The organism is Klebsiella sp. GB_Kp047, assembly GCF_040065235.1.
Classification (GTDB): Bacteria; Pseudomonadota; Gammaproteobacteria; order Enterobacterales; family Enterobacteriaceae; genus Klebsiella; species Klebsiella quasipneumoniae.
In genome coordinates this window covers 94,718-113,768 of record NZ_JBEAJG010000030.1, presented here as the reverse complement: position 1 = coordinate 113,768, position 19,051 = coordinate 94,718, and the positions used below count along the sequence as shown (strand labels likewise).

Genomic DNA, 19,051 nt, shown 5'->3' with positions numbered 1-19,051 from the left:
ATCACCTCACGATTGAAAATAATCTGGCGTCACAGCCAGGCTGATAATTGCGGATAATAGCGTCCTGCTGGTAACTGAGCATTTTTGCAACGCGGGCAGACAGGTTATCGGCGCAGATGCATTCCACTCGATAATTTTCGGATAACGCTATTTCGGTAAACCGCAGTGCAGCACGGAAAATATGAACAGGGAACTGTTCTGCATCTGGTACGGTATGTAACCAGAGTCTGACCCGGCCCGGGGCTAACTGAATGGCGCCACCAGCGGCAAGTGTTTTTTCCCCGTATTCCATCGCAAACGATGGGAAAGATACCAGCGACGCAATAGCCTCCGGCGGTAATGAGTCCGGGAATATTTCATTAAGGTGGAACTCCTCAAGATGGACGATTACAGGCTCAGTCATCTTCCATTTCTCCTACTGGATCGATGCTGACGATGGTCATGGGCTGCGGCAGGTCCTGCACGATACGGATGCTTCCATTCTCATTAAACTCGCCAGGCCACGGAACGGTAACTACGCCATTAAACAGAGGCGGCGCCTCATCCATATTGTCTGAGTAGTCTCGCCCGCGAAGCTTATCCAGATATCTTCCGCCCTCATCGCCGAACTTACCGCCTAGCGTATCGATAAAACGCAGTCGTGCTTTGGCAAAGCGTTTAATCCCCCCTTCCAGAGGCAAGGTGATAATTTCAGCCGCATTATTGATACCGACATGAACAACAGAAGATGGCCAGTCCAGCGTGATGCTTCCTCCGCTGACCGTTCGCGATGCGTGCGTGGCACCGTCGGTCACGACTGCTACAGTCTGCCCTTCCAGAAACCCCAGCCCGGAAATAACGGTTGTCGCAGCACCGTTGTACGTCGCCATACAATCCAGCACCCTCGCCCACGCTTGCGCAATAAAGGCGCTGTCATACTCCGGCAGCAGATACTCCAGATAACGTACCGTCGCACCGTTAATGGTACGCCTGACCACCATCCACAGCTCATCACGGCCGCCACTGATATCCGGAATGACCTTGATACTTTCCACCGCTCCGCCGGTATCATGCTCATGCCAGCCGGTGATGTTTTGCTCTGCGTCATAGGTCAGTCCCAGCAGTTTGCCTTCTTCCAGCAACACCCAAAGGATCCGGTTGGGCTCCTGCTGATACGCCAGAGCAATTATTTCAGACGTAAAAAGATGGGGGGCCAGAATGCAGGAATTGGTTGCTGAAAACGAGTCACTGCCCGAATCATAGGCGGCAATCATCACCTTGCGCCCAGCACGCTGCACAAACGCAACTCGATCAAAAAGGCGCTCTGCCTGCACTTCGTTGCTGCCGATCGTACTGTTCAGCTCAACCTTTGTATTACCCGCGCCAAAAACGGAAGTCAGGCTTTGCTCGCCATAGGAGAATTCATACCCGGCAGTCCCGATAAATATTTTCCCTGCGGAGGCGACCAGCCATTGCATGGTGTCCTGAGTATCATCAATGCGATCATTAATCGAATCGTCGCTTTCTGCCTCATAGCCATTTGTCATTGGGCTGAAGTTCTGCAGATCACCAGCGACGCTGGACCATATTTTTTGCCGGCCAGCGAAGACCAGGCGTCCCCGGAAAAATGCCGCAAACTGGGGGTAGCGGAGAACATCAGACCAGTCACCGAAAGCGTATTTATACGTTTTCCCAACTGTGTTTCTGACGCTGGGTGGTAGTTCAGTGACGATCTTACCGGTTGCGGATGTGGAACTATTGACCGCTGTTATCTCAATGATCCCCCAGCCACCGCCTGAATATCGCCAGAGCGACGCATCACCACCGCTTCCATCCCTGTGGGCGCCAGCTGTCCATGTAGGCTGCGTATTACCGGTCTTGGTACCGTCCATGTCTTCGTAATATTTCCCATCTGAACGGCAGAAAACACCGGCGGAGAAAGTTTCTGATGTGCCAGCAGCCCAGGCGGGTATGTAACCGCTATGACCGGTATCATCATCCACTGCATCAGTGCTGGCTTCGATGTAAAAAAGACACCCTACATGCGCAGTCTGAAAAATATCTGTGTTGGCAGTGATGTTGCAGAGGCTTGTAGTGGTTGGGGTGCCGTCAGGCAAATCGTTTCCATCCTCAGACCAGATCCTGAACTGGTCGGTGTAAACGACGCTGGATTTGTCAGAATTAATATCAGCGAATGGCCCCCCCGAAAAACCGGCCTCTGCCAGGCTCCAGTTGGTATTAGTGTTTCGGGTCAGCTTATGAACCGGGTAATTTCCATTTGTGCAGGTTATGTAAATCACATCTGCTGACTGCTGCAGAGACAGGCCAAATTTCCCGTTACGGGTCAGATCATCAGCTCCCCACGGCGTTTCAATTTCAAGAATGTTGTTATCGCCATCCAGCAGTTGCGCATGGTTGTACCAGAACCGGATGTATCCAGGGCCAAACTCCAGGATAAAAGCCTCCGTCGTACTAAACTGAAATGATGCTAACCAGACTCGGTCGCTGCTGTTTTTTACTGAGCCGGCGTATTGCGTCCCGCCGCGGCGACGCGCGGGCCCCTGCGGTAGCGGTATGAAGTTTTTCATGTACTTGACGGCGCTGGCCCACTTATCAAAATCTACTTGCCCATACATCACAGGCGAAAGTATTCCAGCATTAAAGCTACGCTTTATAGGACGGATTTTTGCCATTACAAACGAGCCTCCATCCAGGTTGAAGGTGGGAATTTCTCGCTGGGCTTTTCTATAGCGTTTACGCGAATGGCTCCTGCGATGATCATCTGGAACTGCTGCAACAGCGATTCAACCAGCGTATCCTTGCCGGTCACTGCTTTACAGGAGCGAACCGCCAGCATACAAGCCAGCGCATCAACAAAGGTGGAGTCGAATTGTGATGCATCGGTTACTCTGGCCCGATAGCGCACGCTAAGCGGTGGCTGTAGATCCGTCAGCAATTCCCGCCCCTCGATGCGATATTCAGCCGTGACCAGGCGGGGATCGTATTCAGAGAAATCACGCCCGTAATATCTGTCCCCCACCGATACCAGTACCATTAAATCAACGGGCAGCTGGTAAGCGTATTGATAGTCGATGACAGGCGTTTTGTTTAACGGGGTAAGCTGGGTGCTGCGGGCGCAAAAATTCCAGGCATATTCGCGCTGTAGTTTTTCGAGGAGGGGGTTGTAAATCAGGTTCATAACGCGCGTGTTTTTATCCTGCTCATCACGATCCATGAGATGGTCGGATCCCAGGAAGGAAACAAGCGCCAGATTCATGATATCTGTCTGACCGGTCATCATAATACCTCATAAAAAAGCAGGGGCCGCAGCCCCTGAAAACGCACTCACTCCACCCAAATTAAGCAATGCTGAGATTAAGCGCGGCGAACTCAACGTTATTAGCGTAAGAGCGCCACGTCTGCGCATCTTTCGTTATGAAGGCATCTAATGCGCCGGCGGTGAACGGGCCTGTAGCGACCGTATATTGCAGACTTAAAAAGCGTTTATAATTGGCCGAAGGCAGCGCCACCACGACAACCGGTTTGCCTGCGACGAGACTGCCCAGCGCTTTCGCTGGAGTAGAAAAAATAACGGTTGGTGTATCGCTTTTGTCCTCGTTGGCATAAGCGCGTAACTCAATCGCAAGCGTGGCCGCCCCTGCGGCAGCGAATGTCACCGACGGAGTCACAACCAGAAAAGTCGGCTCGCCAGCGCCAGCATCGATCACAGTGTTGTAATCGAATGCTGGGTTAAAATCGATGATGTTCGTGCTGGCCGCTGAGGCGGTGATCGCCTGAGAGTCAGAAAATTCAAGCTGGGCATCAACAAACATGGTTATCTCCTGAAAAAGTAAACCGGAAAATCGCCCCGTTAAGAGGCGACGACCTGAGCTTCCCCGATTTTTAACTGGTCAACCCGGCGCACCGGAACTTCGCCAAAGAACATCACACGACGTCCGCCAGCCATTTCCATTGTCAGGGTTGAGTTTTTCACGGCATCAACCAGCTGCAGACGCAGCATCGCGCGCAGTGTGCGGTTCATGTAATAAGCCGGGCTTACACCAACCAGTGACTGGATACGCTCTTCCGCGATAGCCATCAGTTTGATGAGGTTTGCACCCGCATTAGCGTTAGTACGCAGAGCGGTAACATCAATGTTGGCGATGCGGACGACGTAGCGCCAGTCGTGCAGCGCAATACCGAGATCCCAGGTATAGAGGTCCATCAGCGCCCGGAAGCGGTTGCCATCATCATCAAAGGCGTCGCCCTCGCCCAAATCACGATGAGTCAGACCGGCTTTTGAACCTTTCGGGAAAATTCCGTAGACCTTGTCAGGCGCCCATCCGATGAGATAAATCGAGGTGAGATTCGCACCAGTGCCGCCAGCGTCGATGATGTTGTCGGCATTAGGCGCAGACAAATCGCTGAAACGTGGAGCAATACCCAGGAATGCCTCCGGTTGCCCAACAAGCGTACCGTTAAGCATCTGGAATTGAGCCTTCTGGTTCATCGCTTCCATGAACGGTTTGGACTGGTTGAAGCGAAAACCTGCGGTATTGCCATTCAGCGCAGCAACCCGAACATCAACCTGAGAGCGGGCTTCAAGAAGACCGGTAGTCTCATCTACCTGCGCGGTAGTTGCCTTGCTTTCCGGAATACCTTTGTTCAGCTTGCGCCAGTACACAGCAGGTAAACCAGTACGGGTTGTGATGCGCGTTCCGGTCGGCAGGTTGCCTTCATAAAACGGGCAATCCCAGAGCATTTCGTTGTCCTGATCCAGAACCTCCGCGACATTCGCAGAAGTGCCATCAGGATCAAGCAATTTCGCTGCGTCCCAGAGAGTCGGTAAGCCGGTAAGTGTTGGCATTTAAAACTCCTTATTGCATGTTCGGCCACATGCGGTGAGCAATGTCTTTTTCTGCTGCATTACCCGTCGCTGCGGCTGTAACTGTTTTGTCTTCACCTAGCGCTTTACCGATCGCCAGGACTGCATTCACAAGGTCTGGGTCATTGAGTAATCCCGCAGTGTTGAATTTTTCAATCACAGCATCGGGGAAAAATCGCTGCACGGCGTTCTGGAGGATCGCTGTATTTGCCTCAACTTCACTTCCCCAGGACTTGATAACCTTTTCCCGGTTAGCAGCATTTTGATTAGCAATATTTTCCTGGGCACTTTTTTGTTGTTCGGCTGCATATTCGTTGAATTTATTAATTACGGTTTCAGCCTGCTTTTTATTGAGCCCGCTTTCATGCATCCAGCTCAAGGCCGTATTTAAAAATGTCCCATCGCTGCCTTCCGGTGGCTTAATACCGTAGTCTTCAACTTTTTCCGGGCGCCCCAACTTCTCGTAAAGTTCCTGCCAGCCTTTTTCGTCGCTATCTTCTGGAAGTTTTTCGAGGAACGGCGCGGTGATCTGCGACTGCTGTTGGGCGGCCTGCTGCTGTTGCTGCTGTCCCTCTCCCCCCTGCTGTTGCTGAGCGCCTGGATTTAAAAGGTTTTGTTGCTGGGCCGCATCGCTATTCTGCTGCTGGGCGGCAGAATCAACACCTGCGGCAGCGCCACCACCTTCCCCGCCTTCAACGGTTGCATTCATCAGACGGCGCAGGATTAAGCGTTCAAACAGATTCATTGTTGTCGTCCTCGTTAAGTTCGTTCATCTCTTCGGCGATAATGGCGGAGATATCCGCCTGCGAAAGGCCGAGATAGTGGTTTATGTGCAGGAAAACTTCCCTGCGGCCCTCCGAAACAAATACGGCATATGGGTCGGTTTGCTGGGTCGTTGGGGAAATAGCGACACTGGAAGAATTGACGTGACAGAGTTTTGCCAATAGTCGGATGACAACTTTCTGTTCCGGCGTCATGTTCCCCGGGGTGCCGAAGACTGACTGGAAAGCCCGCGCACGGTTCAGCGTGAGCCACAGACTTTTTATACGGTTCATCATTATCCCTGTAACGCTGGCGACGGCGCAGGTGTCTGCGCAATCTGATTGGCCTGGGCGAAATCTTTAGCTGCGGTTGCAGCCACCGGTGCTGCAGCAAGAAGCTGCTGAAGCTGCAGTTGTTGCTGATCTGCAGCATCCTGCGCAGCCATTTCGTCTTCGGTTTTAACCACCTGAAGCGGTGCGCCACTGGCTTTAGCAATAAAGCGCAATGCGGCATCGCCATTCAGGGTGCGGGCAATATTCTGATCAAACTGTCCGATAGTGCCGGCAGCATTAATGACGTTCATAATCCCGCTCGCTTCTTCACTCATCTGCAGGCGCACCAGCGGGCTGGTGTATTCGATATCGTATTCGCCACCAATTTCCTTCAGTTGTTCGGGCGGTTCGGGCAGCAGTCCGTTCTGATAAGCAATGTCAATTTCCCGCAGGATCAGAGTCCCCAGGAACTCGGCCTGAATACGCCCTGCGGTCGGCGCCAGCAGCTGACCTTTTTCCTGCGCACGCAGCATCGCTTCTGTTGCAGTCATTTGCGGGTTATCAACGAGGATCTGGAAGAGCGTGATAAAAAAACCGTCGTTGATTGTCTGTCGTTTCTGCTCTGCCAGCGTCATAGCCACGCTAAAATCAGTCGCAGTATTCAGAGGTAAGGCAAGTGGTTTACCGTCCCGGTTCATTCCGCCGAAGTTCAGCGCGCCAGGCATCATTTTGAACGGTTGCAGAATGCCGTCTTCCGGTAACAGCATCGGCGGGCGCACGGCCATTTGCGCACCCTCGATAATGGCGCGGTTGATTTCGTTCAGCAGCTTAATATCCGGTAGAACAACCATTGCAGGTGAGCGTCCATATACCTCACCAGGTGCGGTGTAATATCGACTGATTGCGTAGGGTTGCGACCAGTAACCGCCCTCCTGCACAATCTTGCTACCCTCCATGCAAATATGCACAGACCGGAAGGGCATGCCCTCTTTGTCCTGCCGTGACATGTCACGTTTATCATTAGGTTCGACGCGGTGCAGGAAGTTAAATTGCTTTGACGGATCGTTCTTCGCGGTCGTTCTTACCTGTTGAGGGAGATTATCTTCACCAAATTGCTGAATAGCCTGACGGGCAGTCATGCAATATTTACGGTGAACAACATCGATCATCCCCTGGAAATTCTCAGTGAAATAAATTTCTCGCAGGTGATAAGTGCAATAACGCGGGCCCTTTCCGATCACGTTATCAACGAACGTGCAGCCGGTCCCAAATGCACCCGAGGAAATATAATGCTCATGAGATTGCGAGGCGAAATTAGCCCACGGCGCATAACGGAGGCGAAAGAGAATATCGCGAACCTCCTGGAAATAACGCTGCACCTCTTCATCATTAGCGAATCGCTCATTGCTGAGAGTGTGCCATTTCTGTGTTCTCGGGGTGATAACTGATTCGATGGCCGCTCCGAATTTTTGCAGCGCCAGCGCGCCAGTAGCATCTATCGCTTTCTCGGTACGTTTACCGCCCTTCTGCCTGGTCCCCTTGAACTCAGCACTGCGCGGTAGAATGCGCTCTGCTATTTCCTGCCAGTGCTGTTCGAATACGGAGCGATCCGTTTCCATGCTCTTTTGCTCGCGCAGTATCCGGCCGATACGCTCTGATTCATTTTCTTGTGTGTTTTGGTCTGACATCAGTTATCCCCGTACAGATCCCAGTCGGAATCAGCGTAAAACTGCTGGCTTTGTCCAGGAGGGTTATAAGGATCGTAATTGGACTGGGCAAATTGCTGGGTTGTGTGGCGGTTGCCGCTACGCAAAGACTTACTGCCTACTGCACCATAGCGGAATGAGTCTGCACCGTGAGACGTCCAGTTATGCAGAGGGGTTGGCTTATACATTTTTCGAGTGTCGTCCCACTCTTTTTGATACTGTCCCAGAGCCTCCAGGCCTTTTTCGCATTTGGCCTTATCGAACCAGCAGGAACGCAGCATCATGCGCACCTCGCTGATACCATCATCAACCGATGTGGCCGGCAGTACCTTACAGCGTATCCCCAGCTTGCCCAGCGTCTCTTCGCGTGATGCTCCGGTGCTCAGTTCTCTGGCGCGTACATCGTGCGGGAAGAAATGACGCTCAGCATAGGTATACGGTTTCTCGCGCAATATTTTTACGTAGTGCTCCAGGCCAACGCCGGACGATTCGTAATAATCAATGACGCGTACCTCTTTTCCGATAAACTGATAAAACCAGATAGCCGTTGCGTCGCCAATGCCCAGGTCCCATGACGTGTAAACCTCATACTGGGGATCCCACGGCACATTCCCTATTTGCCCTGCCTTCTCCAGACCAACCAAAATCGATGAGTAATAGGCACCGGGTATTGCAGCGTTCCAGTCGCACATGTATTCCTGATTGAACAGAGCTTGCCCCTCATCCTCCCCGCGCTCTGCCTGCATCTCGCGCAACTCCTGAGCGAGTGTTTCCGGTGGGATGTGCAGCGTAATATCGGCGCTTAAATGATCACAAAACCAGTTGTCAGGATCCTTTAACCCACCCTGGAACATTTTGTAGAAGTGGTTTTTCCCGCGTGGTGTGGAGACAAAAAAAGCCCAGCCGCCGTTATCAGCCAGTATCGGACGCAAAAATGCCCACGCAGAGGGGTTACTTAGTGCCCATTCAGAGAAAACAATCCCGACATGACCGGAACCAATGAGCGCGCCATAGTTGTCGCTGCCGACTGCCTGCCACGTGGAACCGTTGATGAACTCGATCATCATCTCGTTATCGAGCGTTTTTCTTCTCAACTCATGAGGAAAAGCCTCATCGATACGCAGACGCCCCGTCCTCGGATTAACCGCCTTCCAGATAGCCTTTCTTACCTGGTTCGCCTGCGGCAGGCAGTGGGCATAGTTCCCGACACGCTCGAATGCCTTACATGCTGTCATGTGCAGGCTGAAATCATCTTTCCCGTAACGGCGAGGCCAGCAAAGCGCCGCTCTTTTTTTTCCACCCTGAATTTCAGCCCATGCCCTTCGCTGATGTGGGCGTGGAGTCCAGTTGTTCGCCGGGAGAATAATTTCTGCCATTTATTCACTTCCTATTCACTCTACTGGATAAAATGCCGGGATTTTTCTCATTCAATCGATTAGCCAGGCAATTTAAACGCCTGGCTATTCTTTTTCGTTGAAGTGCTTTACCTTGACGGTCATTTCCAGATCACCCTCAACAGATTTTTTCTCCACCAGCCCAAGCTCGCGAGCAATGATGTTGGCGTTAAGCAGATCAGCGGCAGCGCCAGAAAATTTCTGCTCATAGATGAGGCTTTCCACTCGCGTAGTGATCGGGAGTAAATCTTTATTCTTCGCGTATGCTTCCCACGTCTTCCGGTCTATATCGAGGAACAGAAACAAGCCGCTAAGCGTCATAGCACGCATTTTTGGGAGTCTGGCTTTAGTGATTGTCCCCTGAAAACTAAATGCTTTGGTTTCCCACAGAGGGTGTTTTTCCACCCAGTCGAAATATTCACAGCAGGCATCCCACAGCTTTTCAGGATCAGAGAACTTTGGGTTTCTCCCGTGCTTGCTGCGTGCCAGCCAGAATTTATTGCCCTTTGGCGCTGCCATATCTCATTACTCCGTGTTACGACGGGTGTATTTCCGTTTCTGCTGAATTTCTTCGGTATCGCTTTTTGGCTCTTCAATTTTTTCATCGTGTGGTTTTTCTTCCGGGTAAAGCGACAGGAATGCATCCACGACAGATGTGACGATGTCTTTAGCTGCCTGCGTTCCGTCCGAACCGCCGGGCCAGCCAAAATTTTTAGCCAGAACGGCGCCAGCACTTTTGACGATCTCCACCTGAATACTGGTGTCTAACTCATGCAGTTTTTTCACTGTTGTCTTCCTCTTCAGGGATGAGGCCCATAGCGGTCATCAGGATTTTCAGTTCTGGGGCGTCACCGTTTTTTACTGCGCGTAAAATCACACGGTCAGAATTGCCGTTCGCGTAAGCAGCTGCGCCATACATGGCTGTATTCAGGTGCGCTTTAAGAAAGCGGGCTTTCATCAGCTCCAAGAGTTTTTCGGCTTCTTCGTCATTAAGGGTGATCATTGGTTTCTCCGTTCATGCTGCTTGCAGTGAGGCCACCAACTGAAATGGCCTCTTGATCTCCGGATTTGTTAGCAGTCTGCATCAGGGCGGGCGACTGCACGGCATGCCCACATACAGGCTTCCTGCATTTTGGTGCGGGCGATAGCCATGCAGCGCAAAGCCTCTGCTCTCTCGGTTTCGGCCTGACTACCACGCTCGACAACTTCAGCCGTTGCAACCTCTTGCTCAGTATCGAGCAGACTGCAAAAATGCCGGCTGACACCTTTGAGGCGGTTCATCCGCTCAATGTCGCCAGCGGTTAATGTGCGGTAGCCCTTTACTGTGCTGCCGTCCTGCGGTTTAGCTTCACTCATTGGTTTTCCTCTTTCGGTGGTTGTCGTGCACTCCGCAGCAGCAGAGTGATCATGTAGTTTTTGCTGTGGCGCCGGCAGGAGTCGAAAAAGCTTTCACGTTTGCTCATAGGGATTTTGTTTCCGGAAAACTTCTCCGCCAGCTCTGCCGTTGGGAAATAAATGCGACGTGAATTTCGTCCTGTTTCGTTGTGGGCGCGGAATATAAGATTGTCTTTAAGCAGACTGTCCAAAATAAAAAATACAGTGCTGCGTGACATACCGAGCGAATACATCACTTCGGCAGAAGTTACCCCTTCCGAACAGGTGCGAATAAGCTCAAGCACCGCAATTTTTTTTCTGGTTAAACCCGACATAGGCGCAATACCTTCACTTCAGTCGTCACCTGATCGAGCAACTCCAGTTCGGTACCGTATTTGCCCTCCCATGTCTTTTGTCCGGCATGAATTGCCACGCCGAAACCGCCAGTGCGGTGGTGCGCAGGGCAAAGAGGCAAGGTTCTTTTGTGATTTGCGCGCTGGCCGGCGCCCTGACCTGTTCGGATATGATGAATTTCGGCAGGCGTTGGCCCAAAGCCTAGATTTCGACAGACTATACACCCAAGATTCGCAGCGTCTGACAGCCAGTCTTTATCGTCTTTAGTCATGGTGGTGACCTCAAGCCGCATAACTGAAAAGCTGAGAGGCTGCATTTTCTGCGGCCTGCTGCGTCGGGAAGGTGCGGAACAGAATGAAGTTCCAGAGAACGTCGAGGACTGACTTATAAAGCTGGGAGAATTCAAGGTCGTCCATTTTGGCGAACGATATGGACTTTGGCTCTTTGCGGATGGTGCCATCAGGCATCTGATATTCGTTATAAAAACCAGCTTCGATGGTTACCCAGGCGCGAAACGCCTCGAATGATTTAACAGCGCTGATATTCCCGGCGCGCTTTTCGGCCTCTTCACGGAGATATTGATCCGCCAGTTCCTGCAATGTGTCGCCATGCCCGGCATAGTGGGCCACCAGCTGCACGTAACCACGAACCAGTTTTTTATCGGCTGGCGATATTGCACCGCCGGAAGGTTGCCAGTAATCAAATCCCAGATTCAGGAGGGCAAAAAATTTGCGGTGAAATGTCGGGTTTCTTGCCTGCTTAAAATCAGAGTAAAGAACTGCCCCCAGGCGAATTTTCTTCACAAACTCGCGGGCGTCTGGAGATGCAGGGATTAATACATCGCCTGCTGATTTGATAAATGAATACTGCGCCATTGGATTCCCCTTTAGCGCAGCAATTGTTCAGAATTACATTTGTGTTGGGTGTTCAGGCCAACAGGGTAATTATAGCATAGTACCGTCTGGTTTGATAATGGTGTAACCAGTCAATTTAGCTAACTCAAACAACGCGTTAAGTGTCGCCACATGCTCATCAGAGTGGACTATTCTGGTCTTCTTGATCTTCCCATTTTCACACGTTATCAGTACATCGCCATCGTCGGGGAGAAGGTCTCCTGCGTCTTTCTTATCAACCACTACCTCTCCCTCAACAAAATACTGTATAAATTTACAGTATTTATACTACCAACTGACGGCTAGCGCAAATCCTTAAGAGCACAAATCGTTAAACACTAACAATAAAACACAAAATTATCTGATTGAATTCAAAACAAAACCGTCAGCACTTAAGGTTCTGTTTTATTTGGTATGGTTGAATGCTAGGCTGACAGTTTGATTTCGTGCCAACCTCGCATTACCTACATTGCGAATCACCAGCACATTGGCAGGAGGTTTTCAGCAGCGGCTCGCCGCATTTCCCGCAGAGACGCTTGCTGAACGATTTGATATGGCCATTAAACCGCACATCATCTTGACGGATTAGCATTACTTTGTATTCGACCAACTAGCTCAATTCTTGTCCAGCACGCCACATCTCATCCCTATTATTTTCTGAACCTATGTATAGAGAATCATCCCAACGTAAAATATTACTTTCCACCTACAATACTGATAATTTAATAAGTGACAAATGAAGGGAGTGATATCACCCTTCATTTACTTAATAACCCAGAACAGTCACACTCAAATAATAAATACCCCTCAACCTTTTATTCTTTTTATTTCTTCACTTAAAGATTTAATTTTAACCTCCAATTCAAAATCAGAACCAGTCATTTCAGAAACCATTGCTTTCGCTTCTTCTGAAATATTAGCATTTTCTGCCTGTCTTAACAGATCCGATGCATTGTCCTTGAGATACTTTACTTTGTATTGCTTATTGCACACCATCATAAAATGATGACACAAGAAAATACGAAACTCATCAATCCAGCGTGAAAAATACCCAGTCAATATAACTGTTATTATCAACAATTGATAATATACCTGTTCAGAAAGAAAACCTATTAATTGGGCTTTATATTTAAAAGAGAAAGCAAAAAATACAAACGCACTTAAAATCAACTGGATAATTATACGTGGGGCATCATTTGCTTTCATCACTCAGCCCCTCAATTAATTTAGAAGCCTCTTCTTTGATATCATAAAAACAATTATAATTTTCAAGCATCATCCCCAATATTACAACTCTTAAGTTAGCTAAAAACCGTTCCTTCGAAACTTCATCGTCATACTTTAAGGTGTTTAATTTATCTGAAAAAATATTCCTGCAAACGAAAGCCCCACCTTCCTCACCCAAATGAATATACGTAGTCTTCGATGGGGTCATAGATGTCATATTCACTACCTCAGCAATTTTCTCTCCCGCAACCTTACTTTCAAACAATTCAGGAGACTTAAAGGAGTTCATAACATCTATTTTATTAAATGCAACATTATCACCCTCATATGTATTTGCAATCGTATTAATACCTTGATATTTAAAACGTACTCCTTTATCTGTAACATTCATATCGGAAATATTGTCAAACGAAGATATAGCCTCTTTTAGCTCATCTATTTTTATCATAACAAAACCTAGCATTAATAATATTAACAAACATAAACGGTTAAACTGCAACCACATATAAAGATAGAGTATATTTTTAACATACAGACGGTCCAAAATCTAGAGTGACGGCCTCCAGACTGGCAACTGATGATTCATTCAATCCTGAATGGTATTTTCCATAGCTAAGTAACTTCCCTGATAGATTTCACAATACCCGGCAGCAGCGCTACTGCCGGCGACTCACACTGATTTCCCCACACATCGAAACCATGCGACGACTGGCGGGCGAATAACTCAATACGCGGCACATCGCCCAGCAGCTGCACCAGCTTTTCGCGTATGATATCCGGTTTGCGCGAATGCTCCAGACGCGGGGCCGTGAATGACTGAACGATTCCGGCATCCAGCCGGGCGGGTAATTTCCCCTGCACAGCGAAAAGGCAATCCTCACTATTCGCCCGGGTCATATGGCCCATTCCGAGGGCCAGTTTGTTGGTCTGCCGGCTGTAGCATTTGTTCCACGTAAAGCCTTTCATGGTCATCAGGCGGAATCCCCACGCCTCGACTACTTGCAACGCCTCCAGCGGCTGAGTCGGAACCCACCACATAGCCAGCAGGCAGTTTTCAGCGGCCAGCTCCCAGACCGGGAGACGGCAGATATCGAGCACAGTCATTGTCTGGTATTTATGCCCGGCGCCACGTTCTCCATCTTTGGCTTTGTCGCGGTAGGTCCAGGGCGGATCTGCATAAATCAAAGTGTATTTTTCGTTCATGCCGTCCACCACTCAATCAGTTTGCAGATCCCCCAGGTCACGACGATCACAGCGACCCAACATGCAATGTCGACCACAGCTGCGAACCCGAGCAGGGCATGCTGGCTGTAACTTTCAGGTTCAACGTTCATTGCGCCTCCCCAAGCACCCAAAGGAGTGCGCTCGCATACTCGCCCTCGGCAGATTCCAGGGCTTTTGTGATTTCTTTGCGGGTTTTCAGGCGCGGCTTTGCCTCACCGAGGATCTGACGCTGACGCCGGGCTTTTTCATGGCCGGTTGTGCCAGCGGTCGCCGCTTTGATTTCGGCTACCTTTTCCCGCTGTTCTTCGGGTTTTAGTGATGCAAGTTGACGCGCCTGGGTAACGGTCACTGTGCCGGACTCTACCGCGTCTTTGACTGCCTGAGTGGCATCCAGCAGTGATAGGGTTGCACGTACAGTGGGGACGCTGACGCCGAACATCAGCGCGAGGTCTTCTTCGTCATGCCCGCGCTCCAGCGCATCAGCCATCTTTTTGGCTCGACCCAGCGGCGTATCAGCCTGGCGGATTTCGTTTGCGCTGACCATTGCCTGAGCCATTCGAGCGGCAGAACCGCGTTTAGTTACCGCAGGAACCAGCAATGGAAAATCACCCTGTTTAACCAGGCGCTTATTAGCCTCCAGGGTATGACGCACACGCTGACGACCATCCACCACACAGGCCAGCCCGCTTTCGGGGTCCTTCCAGACGATAATCGGCTCAAGAACGCCCTGGTCCATGATGTTCAGCACCATTGCCTCGCTGATAGGCAGGTGGATACGCTCATCGTAAAGCGGGTGCGTTTTGTCGGTAACCAGATGCAGCTTTTCTGGTTCGAACATCAGAACGTTGGTTTTTCCGCTGGCGCCATACGCGTCGATCGAGTTTTTAGCCATTTTTTTGAACTCCAATCAAACCGCTGTTTAGAAACTGTTTCATGCTCTCTTCTCCCGCCAAAAATTTAATCTCTCTTTGAAAAACTCCCGGTAGCTTTCCGGCGTCGCTGCAATCGACTCAACAATGAACTGACGAGTAACTTTCTTCTCGAACAGCTGACGTATGAGTGCCGCTGCCCGCATGTCGTAGTGCTCTTTGAGCTGGCACTCCTGCGGCCATTTGGCGCGATTGAGCGGTAAGCCGGGCGGCAGATAATCTGATTGCCCGGCCATGCCTCATGCCCTCGTTTTTTCTGAGTTGGCGTAATAGCGGGGATCCACGCTGGTCAGTGTGAAATGCGGCACTGGCATGTCGTCATGCCGAATAATTCCGACGTGATTCGATGCGAGCATCGTCGAGATACGTTTTTGCAGATCACGTAAGGTGATCTCAGCATCAGGATGATGTTTTTTGATGGCTGAAAGAATGTTCTGATACGACAGTGTCTTACCCTTCATCAGCGCAACCAACTGCTGGGCGGAAACTTCATCAATGGTGCTATTCAGGGGTTTAATACTCTCCAGCAGCAGGCGATGCCGGCCAATGCTGCCGACACGCTGGCCAGTTTTTTTATCGAAATGCTCATTAGGTCCAGCAGACCAGACGGTAGCACCCTCGCTGAGCCGTACAGTTTTTTCACCCTTGTAATAAATCACGGTGCCGACATGTGTTTTACGACGGCGGCCGGATACCGCGGCCGTAGTAGTTTCACGTTTTACCGGCTTTTTCGGGGTGATCCCCGGAACTGGTTCTGGTCGCGGAGCTGCGACGAACACAGAACGGCTACGCGCACGGGCGCCGGCGTTCATGCGCCACAGAATAACGGGGATCCAGTTACAGCCATCGTCTAGATTAACTGGTTTTGGGTAATTTAAATTCGTGGTCATAGGTCTTTCCTCGGTTATATTGCGCTGGTCAGGCGCAGTTAAAATGTATCGGTGTTGTACTTATCTGAATATCTACGCGGTTGTTTTCGTGGTTTTGCTGCCTCCAACTGAATGCGTGTTTTCTCTTTGCCGACATGCTGATCAACGTGCAGGAAGTGACCGTTTTTAAACTCCTGATAGATAACGGCACCAGCAGCACTAAATCGACTTTTCCCCAGGATGATTTCGGCGATCCCCGCCGCCGGACTTTCAGGGTTGTAGACTTCATCGCGGTACAGGAACATGATGCTGTCGGCGTCCTGCTCGATAGAACCGGAGTCGCGGAGGTCTGACATAACCGGGCGACGCTGGCCAGCCGGACGGGAATCCACGGCGCGTGAAAGCTGGCTAAGCGCGAACGTCGGCGTATGCAGGCGCATAGCCATAGTTTTAAGGTTTCGGGAAATGTGGGCGATCGCCAGGTCGTTACGTTCTGCCTTCGGTTTTTTAATCAGGCCAAGGTAATCAACAACGATCATCGCCAGATGCGGATAGCGGCGCTTATGCGTCTCTGCAACAGCCCGGATTTGCTCAATCGTCATATCGGTAGCATCGACGATCCAGATATCGCGCCCGTTCATGGTCTCCATGGCCGCTGTAAAGCGCGCCCAGTCCTCATCCTGCATATCGAGGGGATTACGCAGGCGTGAAACCGACATGTTGCCAGAGCCCGCCAGAGAGCGTTCTACGATTTGCGCAGCAGCCATTTCCATGCTGAATATCAACGCGCCACCGCCGGCAGCAGTAACGCCATCGACAATCTTCAGCGCAAATTCCGTTTTACCCATGCCAGGACGGCCAGCGACAACAATCAAATCCTGCAGGTTAATACCGCCAGTGGCATCGTCCAGTTCGTCGATCCCGGTCTTTAAATTTCGGGTGCCCTCTTCGCCGTCCATGCGTTTCTGCATGGTTTCCATGTACACAGGCAATAATTCGCTCATGTGTACCGGCCGCACGTCGCCAGTGTCGCCGGTCATGTCCAGCAGCTGCGCCACGGCAGTTTCAACAACCTGATCGCGCTGTTCCTGGTTGTTTGCCTGCCGGATACCATCAGCGCCCTGCTGCAGTAATTCGGCCATACGGCGGCTGCGCCACGCCTTAACCATTTTTCCGGCGTAACCCTTCAGGTTCGGTACCGTGGCAGGCATGCGCGTAATCTCTGATAAATCAGCCAGGCTACTACCGCCCAGCGCTTCGCTGACAAAAAGCATGTCGATCAGGCCGTTCGCCAGCGCCTGTTTTTTAATTTCGGAGAACGCGCGACGATGAAACCCTATGCTGAAAGATTCTTCAGGCGTAGAGGCGATCACGTCGAATGCATCCGGGCTGGCACCGCCGTTTAACAGGCCAGCTAGCACACAAGCTTCCAGTTCCTGCGGAGTCATAACGAACCTTCCCGGGTCTTACGTAACGTTTCTGGTTTCATCAGGTAGTCAAAGCTGGCTCGCCATCCGCCATCTGTACCGAAATAAAAATCAGGAGCATCAGCGCGGAATTTTTCGAAGTACCCCAGGAATGCACCGGTAGTTTTATTTTTCATGTGGGCAGCCAGGCGGGTGATCATCCGGCGGCGGTCGGCATCCAGTTCAGCAGCAGGCAGAACGTCAGCGAAAATTTCGTTGTAGCCGTTCATGACGGCTTCCGGGTCAATCTTCGCCTCTAAAACAGCCCACGCCTCAGCGTCGGCAAGATAGCCATCAAAGCGGTTTATCCGGCAGATGTTCGCAGGCTTCGGCAGGCTATCGCCGCGACGGCGCCATGTGGCCAGCACCCAGCGGATAACCAACTGCAATTCGTCCAGGGTGTACCCTGCCCGGGTGGTGGTCGGCGTCAGCATCATCACAAACGGTTTCAGGTCTCGGCAGCGGGTACCGGTTTGCTCGTTGTAAAAATCCAGCGCTTTTTGTGCATCGGAAAGAATTAACTCAACGCCTTCCCCCTTCAGGGGGTTAGGGGGATCTATATTCTCTGTAGTATTCTCTGTAAGAAAGTTTGCTGGTTTTCCCCTGACTTGTTTGGTGGTTTTCCGCATTCCAGTATGTGGTTTTTCCGCATCCTTGTTTGCGGCTACAAGAGCTTGAAATAAAACATCATTATCAACCTTGTAGAAAAGCCGAGCAGGTACACCTTTCTTTTTTTCCTGTAGTACACCAATTGAGCGAAGTTTCTTGCGTGCGCCCTCCTGCTCATAGCGGGAAAGGCCTGTTTCTTCTTCCCATTCTTCCTGAGTTTTATATACCCATCCGTCATCGTCGGAACGGTTAGTCCAATAGATCATTTGTGACAGAAACAGCGCAGCCGTCACGCCAATATCCAGGCGAATAAAACTGCGCTGGAAGGCGATCGGTCTGTCGAGTAATGGCAAAATATTCATCGTCAGATCCCCAGCGAGTCAGCCAGCTGACGACAGGCGATTTCGTATTCTTTTTGGGTGAGGCCCGCTTCCTGCAGCTCTGCCTTGCGTAGCTCGTAGCGTTCCCAGATTGTCAGCGCAGCAGCGCGACGTTCCTCGAAAATCGATTCGATATCTTCCATCGGGACTTGCACCCCGTTCCGGCGAAACCCGTTCCGCCAGGTGATGCGGTCTTGTGTTCTCATTGGTCTTTCCTCGGTACAGGTTAAACGCTGGTCAGGCGCTGTGTTTCTCTCATCGCTTGCAATGCCTTCGCAACTTGCTGCGGGCCGTCTCTGGCCTCGAGCAATAACGCGATAATGGCCGCCGCAAATTCGCGTATGGCGACGCAGATCAAATACTGGGTAGACATGTCCAGGCGTGCGTAACGTTCCGCCGGCAGCGCCGCTTCCATCGCCTTGGCCAGGGCCATAGTTTTGGCTCTCGCAGCTTTGGTCTCGCCTCGCAGCCAACGAAAAATCTGTTGCCGGTTGTTGTTGATCGCCCGCCAGTTGGCGTTTCCCGCAGCATCTTCAATCTGGTGCAGCTTCAGCGCGCCGGTATTACCGCCGAGACGAAACCACATACGGCTGATCTCGATGGCGACTAACTCCTGCCCGCTTTCTGCTGCCCAGTTAAAGATCTCTCGTTTCAGTTCATCGAGGTTTTCCACTTCGCGTCTCCTGTCGCTGAAAATTGATTAAGCGTAATCAGATATCAAATTCGCT

The 19,051-nt window shown here is 51.0% G+C and carries 27 protein-coding genes; all 27 read right to left on the bottom strand.

Going from position 1 to position 19,051, the window contains the following annotated elements:
• Window position 1 precedes the first annotated feature (1 nt).
• The 27 genes from ABLV76_RS12335 to ABLV76_RS12205 all read right to left on the bottom strand — a co-directional run bounded on the left by ABLV76_RS12335 (window position 2) and on the right by ABLV76_RS12205 (window position 18,996).
• Entirely contained in the window at window positions 2–403 is a 402-nt protein-coding gene (locus ABLV76_RS12335) for a hypothetical protein (protein ID WP_110243665.1), read from the bottom strand.
• On the bottom strand, window positions 396–2,672 hold the full coding sequence (locus ABLV76_RS12330; RefSeq protein WP_110243666.1) for a hypothetical protein: 2,277 nt from the start codon (window positions 2,670–2,672) through the stop codon (window positions 396–398). The genes ABLV76_RS12335 and ABLV76_RS12330 overlap by 8 nt, the downstream gene beginning before the upstream one ends.
• Window positions 2,672–3,277 carry a hypothetical protein gene (locus ABLV76_RS12325; RefSeq protein ID WP_110243718.1) on the bottom strand — a complete coding sequence of 202 codons (606 nt, stop codon included), beginning with the start codon at window positions 3,275–3,277 and terminating at the stop codon, window positions 2,672–2,674. The genes ABLV76_RS12330 and ABLV76_RS12325 overlap by 1 nt, the downstream gene beginning before the upstream one ends.
• 61 nt (window positions 3,278–3,338) lie before the next feature.
• The gene (locus tag ABLV76_RS12320; RefSeq protein ID WP_004191050.1) at window positions 3,339–3,812 is read right to left on the bottom strand and encodes a Bbp16 family capsid cement protein; all 474 of its coding nucleotides are present in this window, start codon (window positions 3,810–3,812) and stop codon (window positions 3,339–3,341) included.
• A 38-nt stretch (window positions 3,813–3,850) separates the two neighbouring features.
• Window positions 3,851–4,846: a major capsid protein gene (locus ABLV76_RS12315; protein ID WP_004191051.1), complete on the bottom strand. Its 996-nt coding sequence runs from the start codon at window positions 4,844–4,846 to the stop codon at window positions 3,851–3,853.
• A gap of 10 nt (window positions 4,847–4,856) precedes the next feature.
• Window positions 4,857–5,609, bottom strand: coding sequence for a hypothetical protein (locus ABLV76_RS12310; protein ID WP_064782668.1), 753 nt, complete (start codon window positions 5,607–5,609; stop codon window positions 4,857–4,859).
• On the bottom strand, window positions 5,596–5,919 hold the full coding sequence (locus ABLV76_RS12305) for a hypothetical protein (RefSeq protein ID WP_064782667.1): 324 nt from the start codon (window positions 5,917–5,919) through the stop codon (window positions 5,596–5,598). Before ABLV76_RS12305 ends, ABLV76_RS12310 begins: the two co-directional genes overlap by 14 nt.
• A 2-nt stretch (window positions 5,920–5,921) precedes the next feature.
• Window positions 5,922–7,586: a portal protein gene (locus tag ABLV76_RS12300; RefSeq protein WP_064782666.1), complete on the bottom strand. Its 1,665-nt coding sequence runs from the start codon at window positions 7,584–7,586 to the stop codon at window positions 5,922–5,924.
• On the bottom strand, window positions 7,586–8,980 hold the full coding sequence (locus ABLV76_RS12295) for a hypothetical protein (protein WP_029499149.1): 1,395 nt from the start codon (window positions 8,978–8,980) through the stop codon (window positions 7,586–7,588). The genes ABLV76_RS12300 and ABLV76_RS12295 overlap by 1 nt, the downstream gene beginning before the upstream one ends.
• Before the next feature lie 84 nt (window positions 8,981–9,064).
• A complete protein-coding gene (locus tag ABLV76_RS12290; RefSeq protein ID WP_110243667.1) occupies window positions 9,065–9,517 on the bottom strand; it encodes a DNA-packaging protein in 453 nt (150 codons plus the stop codon).
• A gap of 6 nt (window positions 9,518–9,523) precedes the next feature.
• Entirely contained in the window at window positions 9,524–9,784 is a 261-nt protein-coding gene (locus tag ABLV76_RS12285) for a hypothetical protein (RefSeq protein ID WP_004199477.1), read from the bottom strand.
• The gene (locus ABLV76_RS12280; protein ID WP_004199520.1) at window positions 9,768–10,001 is read right to left on the bottom strand and encodes a hypothetical protein; all 234 of its coding nucleotides are present in this window, start codon (window positions 9,999–10,001) and stop codon (window positions 9,768–9,770) included. Before ABLV76_RS12280 ends, ABLV76_RS12285 begins: the two co-directional genes overlap by 17 nt.
• Window positions 10,002–10,069: 68 nt before the next feature.
• A complete protein-coding gene (locus ABLV76_RS12275; protein ID WP_110210666.1) occupies window positions 10,070–10,354 on the bottom strand; it encodes a hypothetical protein in 285 nt (94 codons plus the stop codon).
• Window positions 10,351–10,707 (bottom strand): helix-turn-helix domain-containing protein, encoded by a 357-nt coding sequence (locus ABLV76_RS12270; protein ID WP_023316634.1) that lies wholly within the window; start codon window positions 10,705–10,707, stop codon window positions 10,351–10,353. The genes ABLV76_RS12275 and ABLV76_RS12270 overlap by 4 nt, the downstream gene beginning before the upstream one ends.
• Entirely contained in the window at window positions 10,695–10,997 is a 303-nt protein-coding gene (locus ABLV76_RS12265) for a Ref family recombination enhancement nuclease (protein ID WP_110243719.1), read from the bottom strand. The genes ABLV76_RS12270 and ABLV76_RS12265 overlap by 13 nt, the downstream gene beginning before the upstream one ends.
• A 10-nt stretch (window positions 10,998–11,007) precedes the next feature.
• Window positions 11,008–11,601: a DUF1367 family protein gene (locus ABLV76_RS12260; RefSeq protein WP_348878334.1), complete on the bottom strand. Its 594-nt coding sequence runs from the start codon at window positions 11,599–11,601 to the stop codon at window positions 11,008–11,010.
• Between the two features lie 69 nt (window positions 11,602–11,670).
• Window positions 11,671–11,862: a hypothetical protein gene (locus ABLV76_RS12255; protein WP_029499143.1), complete on the bottom strand. Its 192-nt coding sequence runs from the start codon at window positions 11,860–11,862 to the stop codon at window positions 11,671–11,673.
• A 564-nt stretch (window positions 11,863–12,426) separates the two neighbouring features.
• Entirely contained in the window at window positions 12,427–12,825 is a 399-nt protein-coding gene (locus tag ABLV76_RS12250; RefSeq protein WP_110243668.1) for a hypothetical protein, read from the bottom strand.
• The gene (locus tag ABLV76_RS12245) at window positions 12,812–13,294 is read right to left on the bottom strand and encodes a hypothetical protein (protein ID WP_142669385.1); all 483 of its coding nucleotides are present in this window, start codon (window positions 13,292–13,294) and stop codon (window positions 12,812–12,814) included. The genes ABLV76_RS12250 and ABLV76_RS12245 overlap by 14 nt, the downstream gene beginning before the upstream one ends.
• A gap of 164 nt (window positions 13,295–13,458) precedes the next feature.
• On the bottom strand, window positions 13,459–14,049 hold the full coding sequence (locus ABLV76_RS12240; protein WP_110243670.1) for an MT-A70 family methyltransferase: 591 nt from the start codon (window positions 14,047–14,049) through the stop codon (window positions 13,459–13,461).
• A gap of 127 nt (window positions 14,050–14,176) precedes the next feature.
• The gene (locus tag ABLV76_RS12235) at window positions 14,177–14,962 is read right to left on the bottom strand and encodes a hypothetical protein (RefSeq protein ID WP_110243720.1); all 786 of its coding nucleotides are present in this window, start codon (window positions 14,960–14,962) and stop codon (window positions 14,177–14,179) included.
• A gap of 39 nt (window positions 14,963–15,001) precedes the next feature.
• Window positions 15,002–15,235 (bottom strand): hypothetical protein, encoded by a 234-nt coding sequence (locus ABLV76_RS12230; RefSeq protein WP_004191074.1) that lies wholly within the window; start codon window positions 15,233–15,235, stop codon window positions 15,002–15,004.
• Window positions 15,236–15,238: 3 nt separating this feature from the next.
• On the bottom strand, window positions 15,239–15,889 hold the full coding sequence (locus tag ABLV76_RS12225; protein WP_110243671.1) for a hypothetical protein: 651 nt from the start codon (window positions 15,887–15,889) through the stop codon (window positions 15,239–15,241).
• A 38-nt stretch (window positions 15,890–15,927) separates the two neighbouring features.
• The gene (locus ABLV76_RS12220) at window positions 15,928–17,316 is read right to left on the bottom strand and encodes a replicative DNA helicase (protein ID WP_110243672.1); all 1,389 of its coding nucleotides are present in this window, start codon (window positions 17,314–17,316) and stop codon (window positions 15,928–15,930) included.
• A complete protein-coding gene (locus tag ABLV76_RS12215; protein ID WP_110243673.1) occupies window positions 17,313–18,305 on the bottom strand; it encodes a replication protein RepO in 993 nt (330 codons plus the stop codon). Before ABLV76_RS12215 ends, ABLV76_RS12220 begins: the two co-directional genes overlap by 4 nt.
• Window positions 18,306–18,307: 2 nt before the next feature.
• A complete protein-coding gene (locus tag ABLV76_RS12210; RefSeq protein WP_023316625.1) occupies window positions 18,308–18,529 on the bottom strand; it encodes a hypothetical protein in 222 nt (73 codons plus the stop codon).
• A 20-nt stretch (window positions 18,530–18,549) separates the two neighbouring features.
• Window positions 18,550–18,996 (bottom strand): toxin YdaT family protein, encoded by a 447-nt coding sequence (locus ABLV76_RS12205; protein ID WP_100729774.1) that lies wholly within the window; start codon window positions 18,994–18,996, stop codon window positions 18,550–18,552.
• Window positions 18,997–19,051: the final 55 nt, after the last annotated feature.

Coding starts and splice junctions, on each gene's coding strand:
- ABLV76_RS12305 (WP_064782667.1), bottom strand. CDS start 5,919: ATGAACCGTATAAAAAGTCTGTGGCTCACGCTGAACCGTGCGCGGGCT.
- ABLV76_RS12315 (WP_004191051.1), bottom strand. CDS start 4,846: ATGCCAACACTTACCGGCTTACCGACTCTCTGGGACGCAGCGAAATTG.
- ABLV76_RS12250 (WP_110243668.1), bottom strand. CDS start 12,825: ATGAAAGCAAATGATGCCCCACGTATAATTATCCAGTTGATTTTAAGT.
- ABLV76_RS12275 (WP_110210666.1), bottom strand. CDS start 10,354: ATGAGTGAAGCTAAACCGCAGGACGGCAGCACAGTAAAGGGCTACCGC.
- ABLV76_RS12210 (WP_023316625.1), bottom strand. CDS start 18,529: ATGAGAACACAAGACCGCATCACCTGGCGGAACGGGTTTCGCCGGAAC.
- ABLV76_RS12240 (WP_110243670.1), bottom strand. CDS start 14,049: ATGAACGAAAAATACACTTTGATTTATGCAGATCCGCCCTGGACCTAC.
- ABLV76_RS12270 (WP_023316634.1), bottom strand. CDS start 10,707: ATGTCGGGTTTAACCAGAAAAAAAATTGCGGTGCTTGAGCTTATTCGC.
- ABLV76_RS12265 (WP_110243719.1), bottom strand. CDS start 10,997: ATGACTAAAGACGATAAAGACTGGCTGTCAGACGCTGCGAATCTTGGG.
- ABLV76_RS12220 (WP_110243672.1), bottom strand. CDS start 17,316: ATGACTCCGCAGGAACTGGAAGCTTGTGTGCTAGCTGGCCTGTTAAAC.
- ABLV76_RS12320 (WP_004191050.1), bottom strand. CDS start 3,812: ATGTTTGTTGATGCCCAGCTTGAATTTTCTGACTCTCAGGCGATCACC.
- ABLV76_RS12295 (WP_029499149.1), bottom strand. CDS start 8,980: ATGGCAGAAATTATTCTCCCGGCGAACAACTGGACTCCACGCCCACAT.
- ABLV76_RS12310 (WP_064782668.1), bottom strand. CDS start 5,609: ATGAATCTGTTTGAACGCTTAATCCTGCGCCGTCTGATGAATGCAACC.
- ABLV76_RS12215 (WP_110243673.1), bottom strand. CDS start 18,305: ATGAATATTTTGCCATTACTCGACAGACCGATCGCCTTCCAGCGCAGT.
- ABLV76_RS12290 (WP_110243667.1), bottom strand. CDS start 9,517: ATGGCAGCGCCAAAGGGCAATAAATTCTGGCTGGCACGCAGCAAGCAC.
- ABLV76_RS12335 (WP_110243665.1), bottom strand. CDS start 403: ATGACTGAGCCTGTAATCGTCCATCTTGAGGAGTTCCACCTTAATGAA.
- ABLV76_RS12235 (WP_110243720.1), bottom strand. CDS start 14,962: ATGGCTAAAAACTCGATCGACGCGTATGGCGCCAGCGGAAAAACCAAC.
- ABLV76_RS12260 (WP_348878334.1), bottom strand. CDS start 11,601: ATGGCGCAGTATTCATTTATCAAATCAGCAGGCGATGTATTAATCCCT.
- ABLV76_RS12325 (WP_110243718.1), bottom strand. CDS start 3,277: ATGACCGGTCAGACAGATATCATGAATCTGGCGCTTGTTTCCTTCCTG.
- ABLV76_RS12330 (WP_110243666.1), bottom strand. CDS start 2,672: ATGGCAAAAATCCGTCCTATAAAGCGTAGCTTTAATGCTGGAATACTT.
- ABLV76_RS12280 (WP_004199520.1), bottom strand. CDS start 10,001: ATGATCACCCTTAATGACGAAGAAGCCGAAAAACTCTTGGAGCTGATG.
- ABLV76_RS12225 (WP_110243671.1), bottom strand. CDS start 15,889: ATGACCACGAATTTAAATTACCCAAAACCAGTTAATCTAGACGATGGC.
- ABLV76_RS12300 (WP_064782666.1), bottom strand. CDS start 7,586: ATGTCAGACCAAAACACACAAGAAAATGAATCAGAGCGTATCGGCCGG.
- ABLV76_RS12245 (WP_142669385.1), bottom strand. CDS start 13,294: ATGATAAAAATAGATGAGCTAAAAGAGGCTATATCTTCGTTTGACAAT.
- ABLV76_RS12230 (WP_004191074.1), bottom strand. CDS start 15,235: ATGGCCGGGCAATCAGATTATCTGCCGCCCGGCTTACCGCTCAATCGC.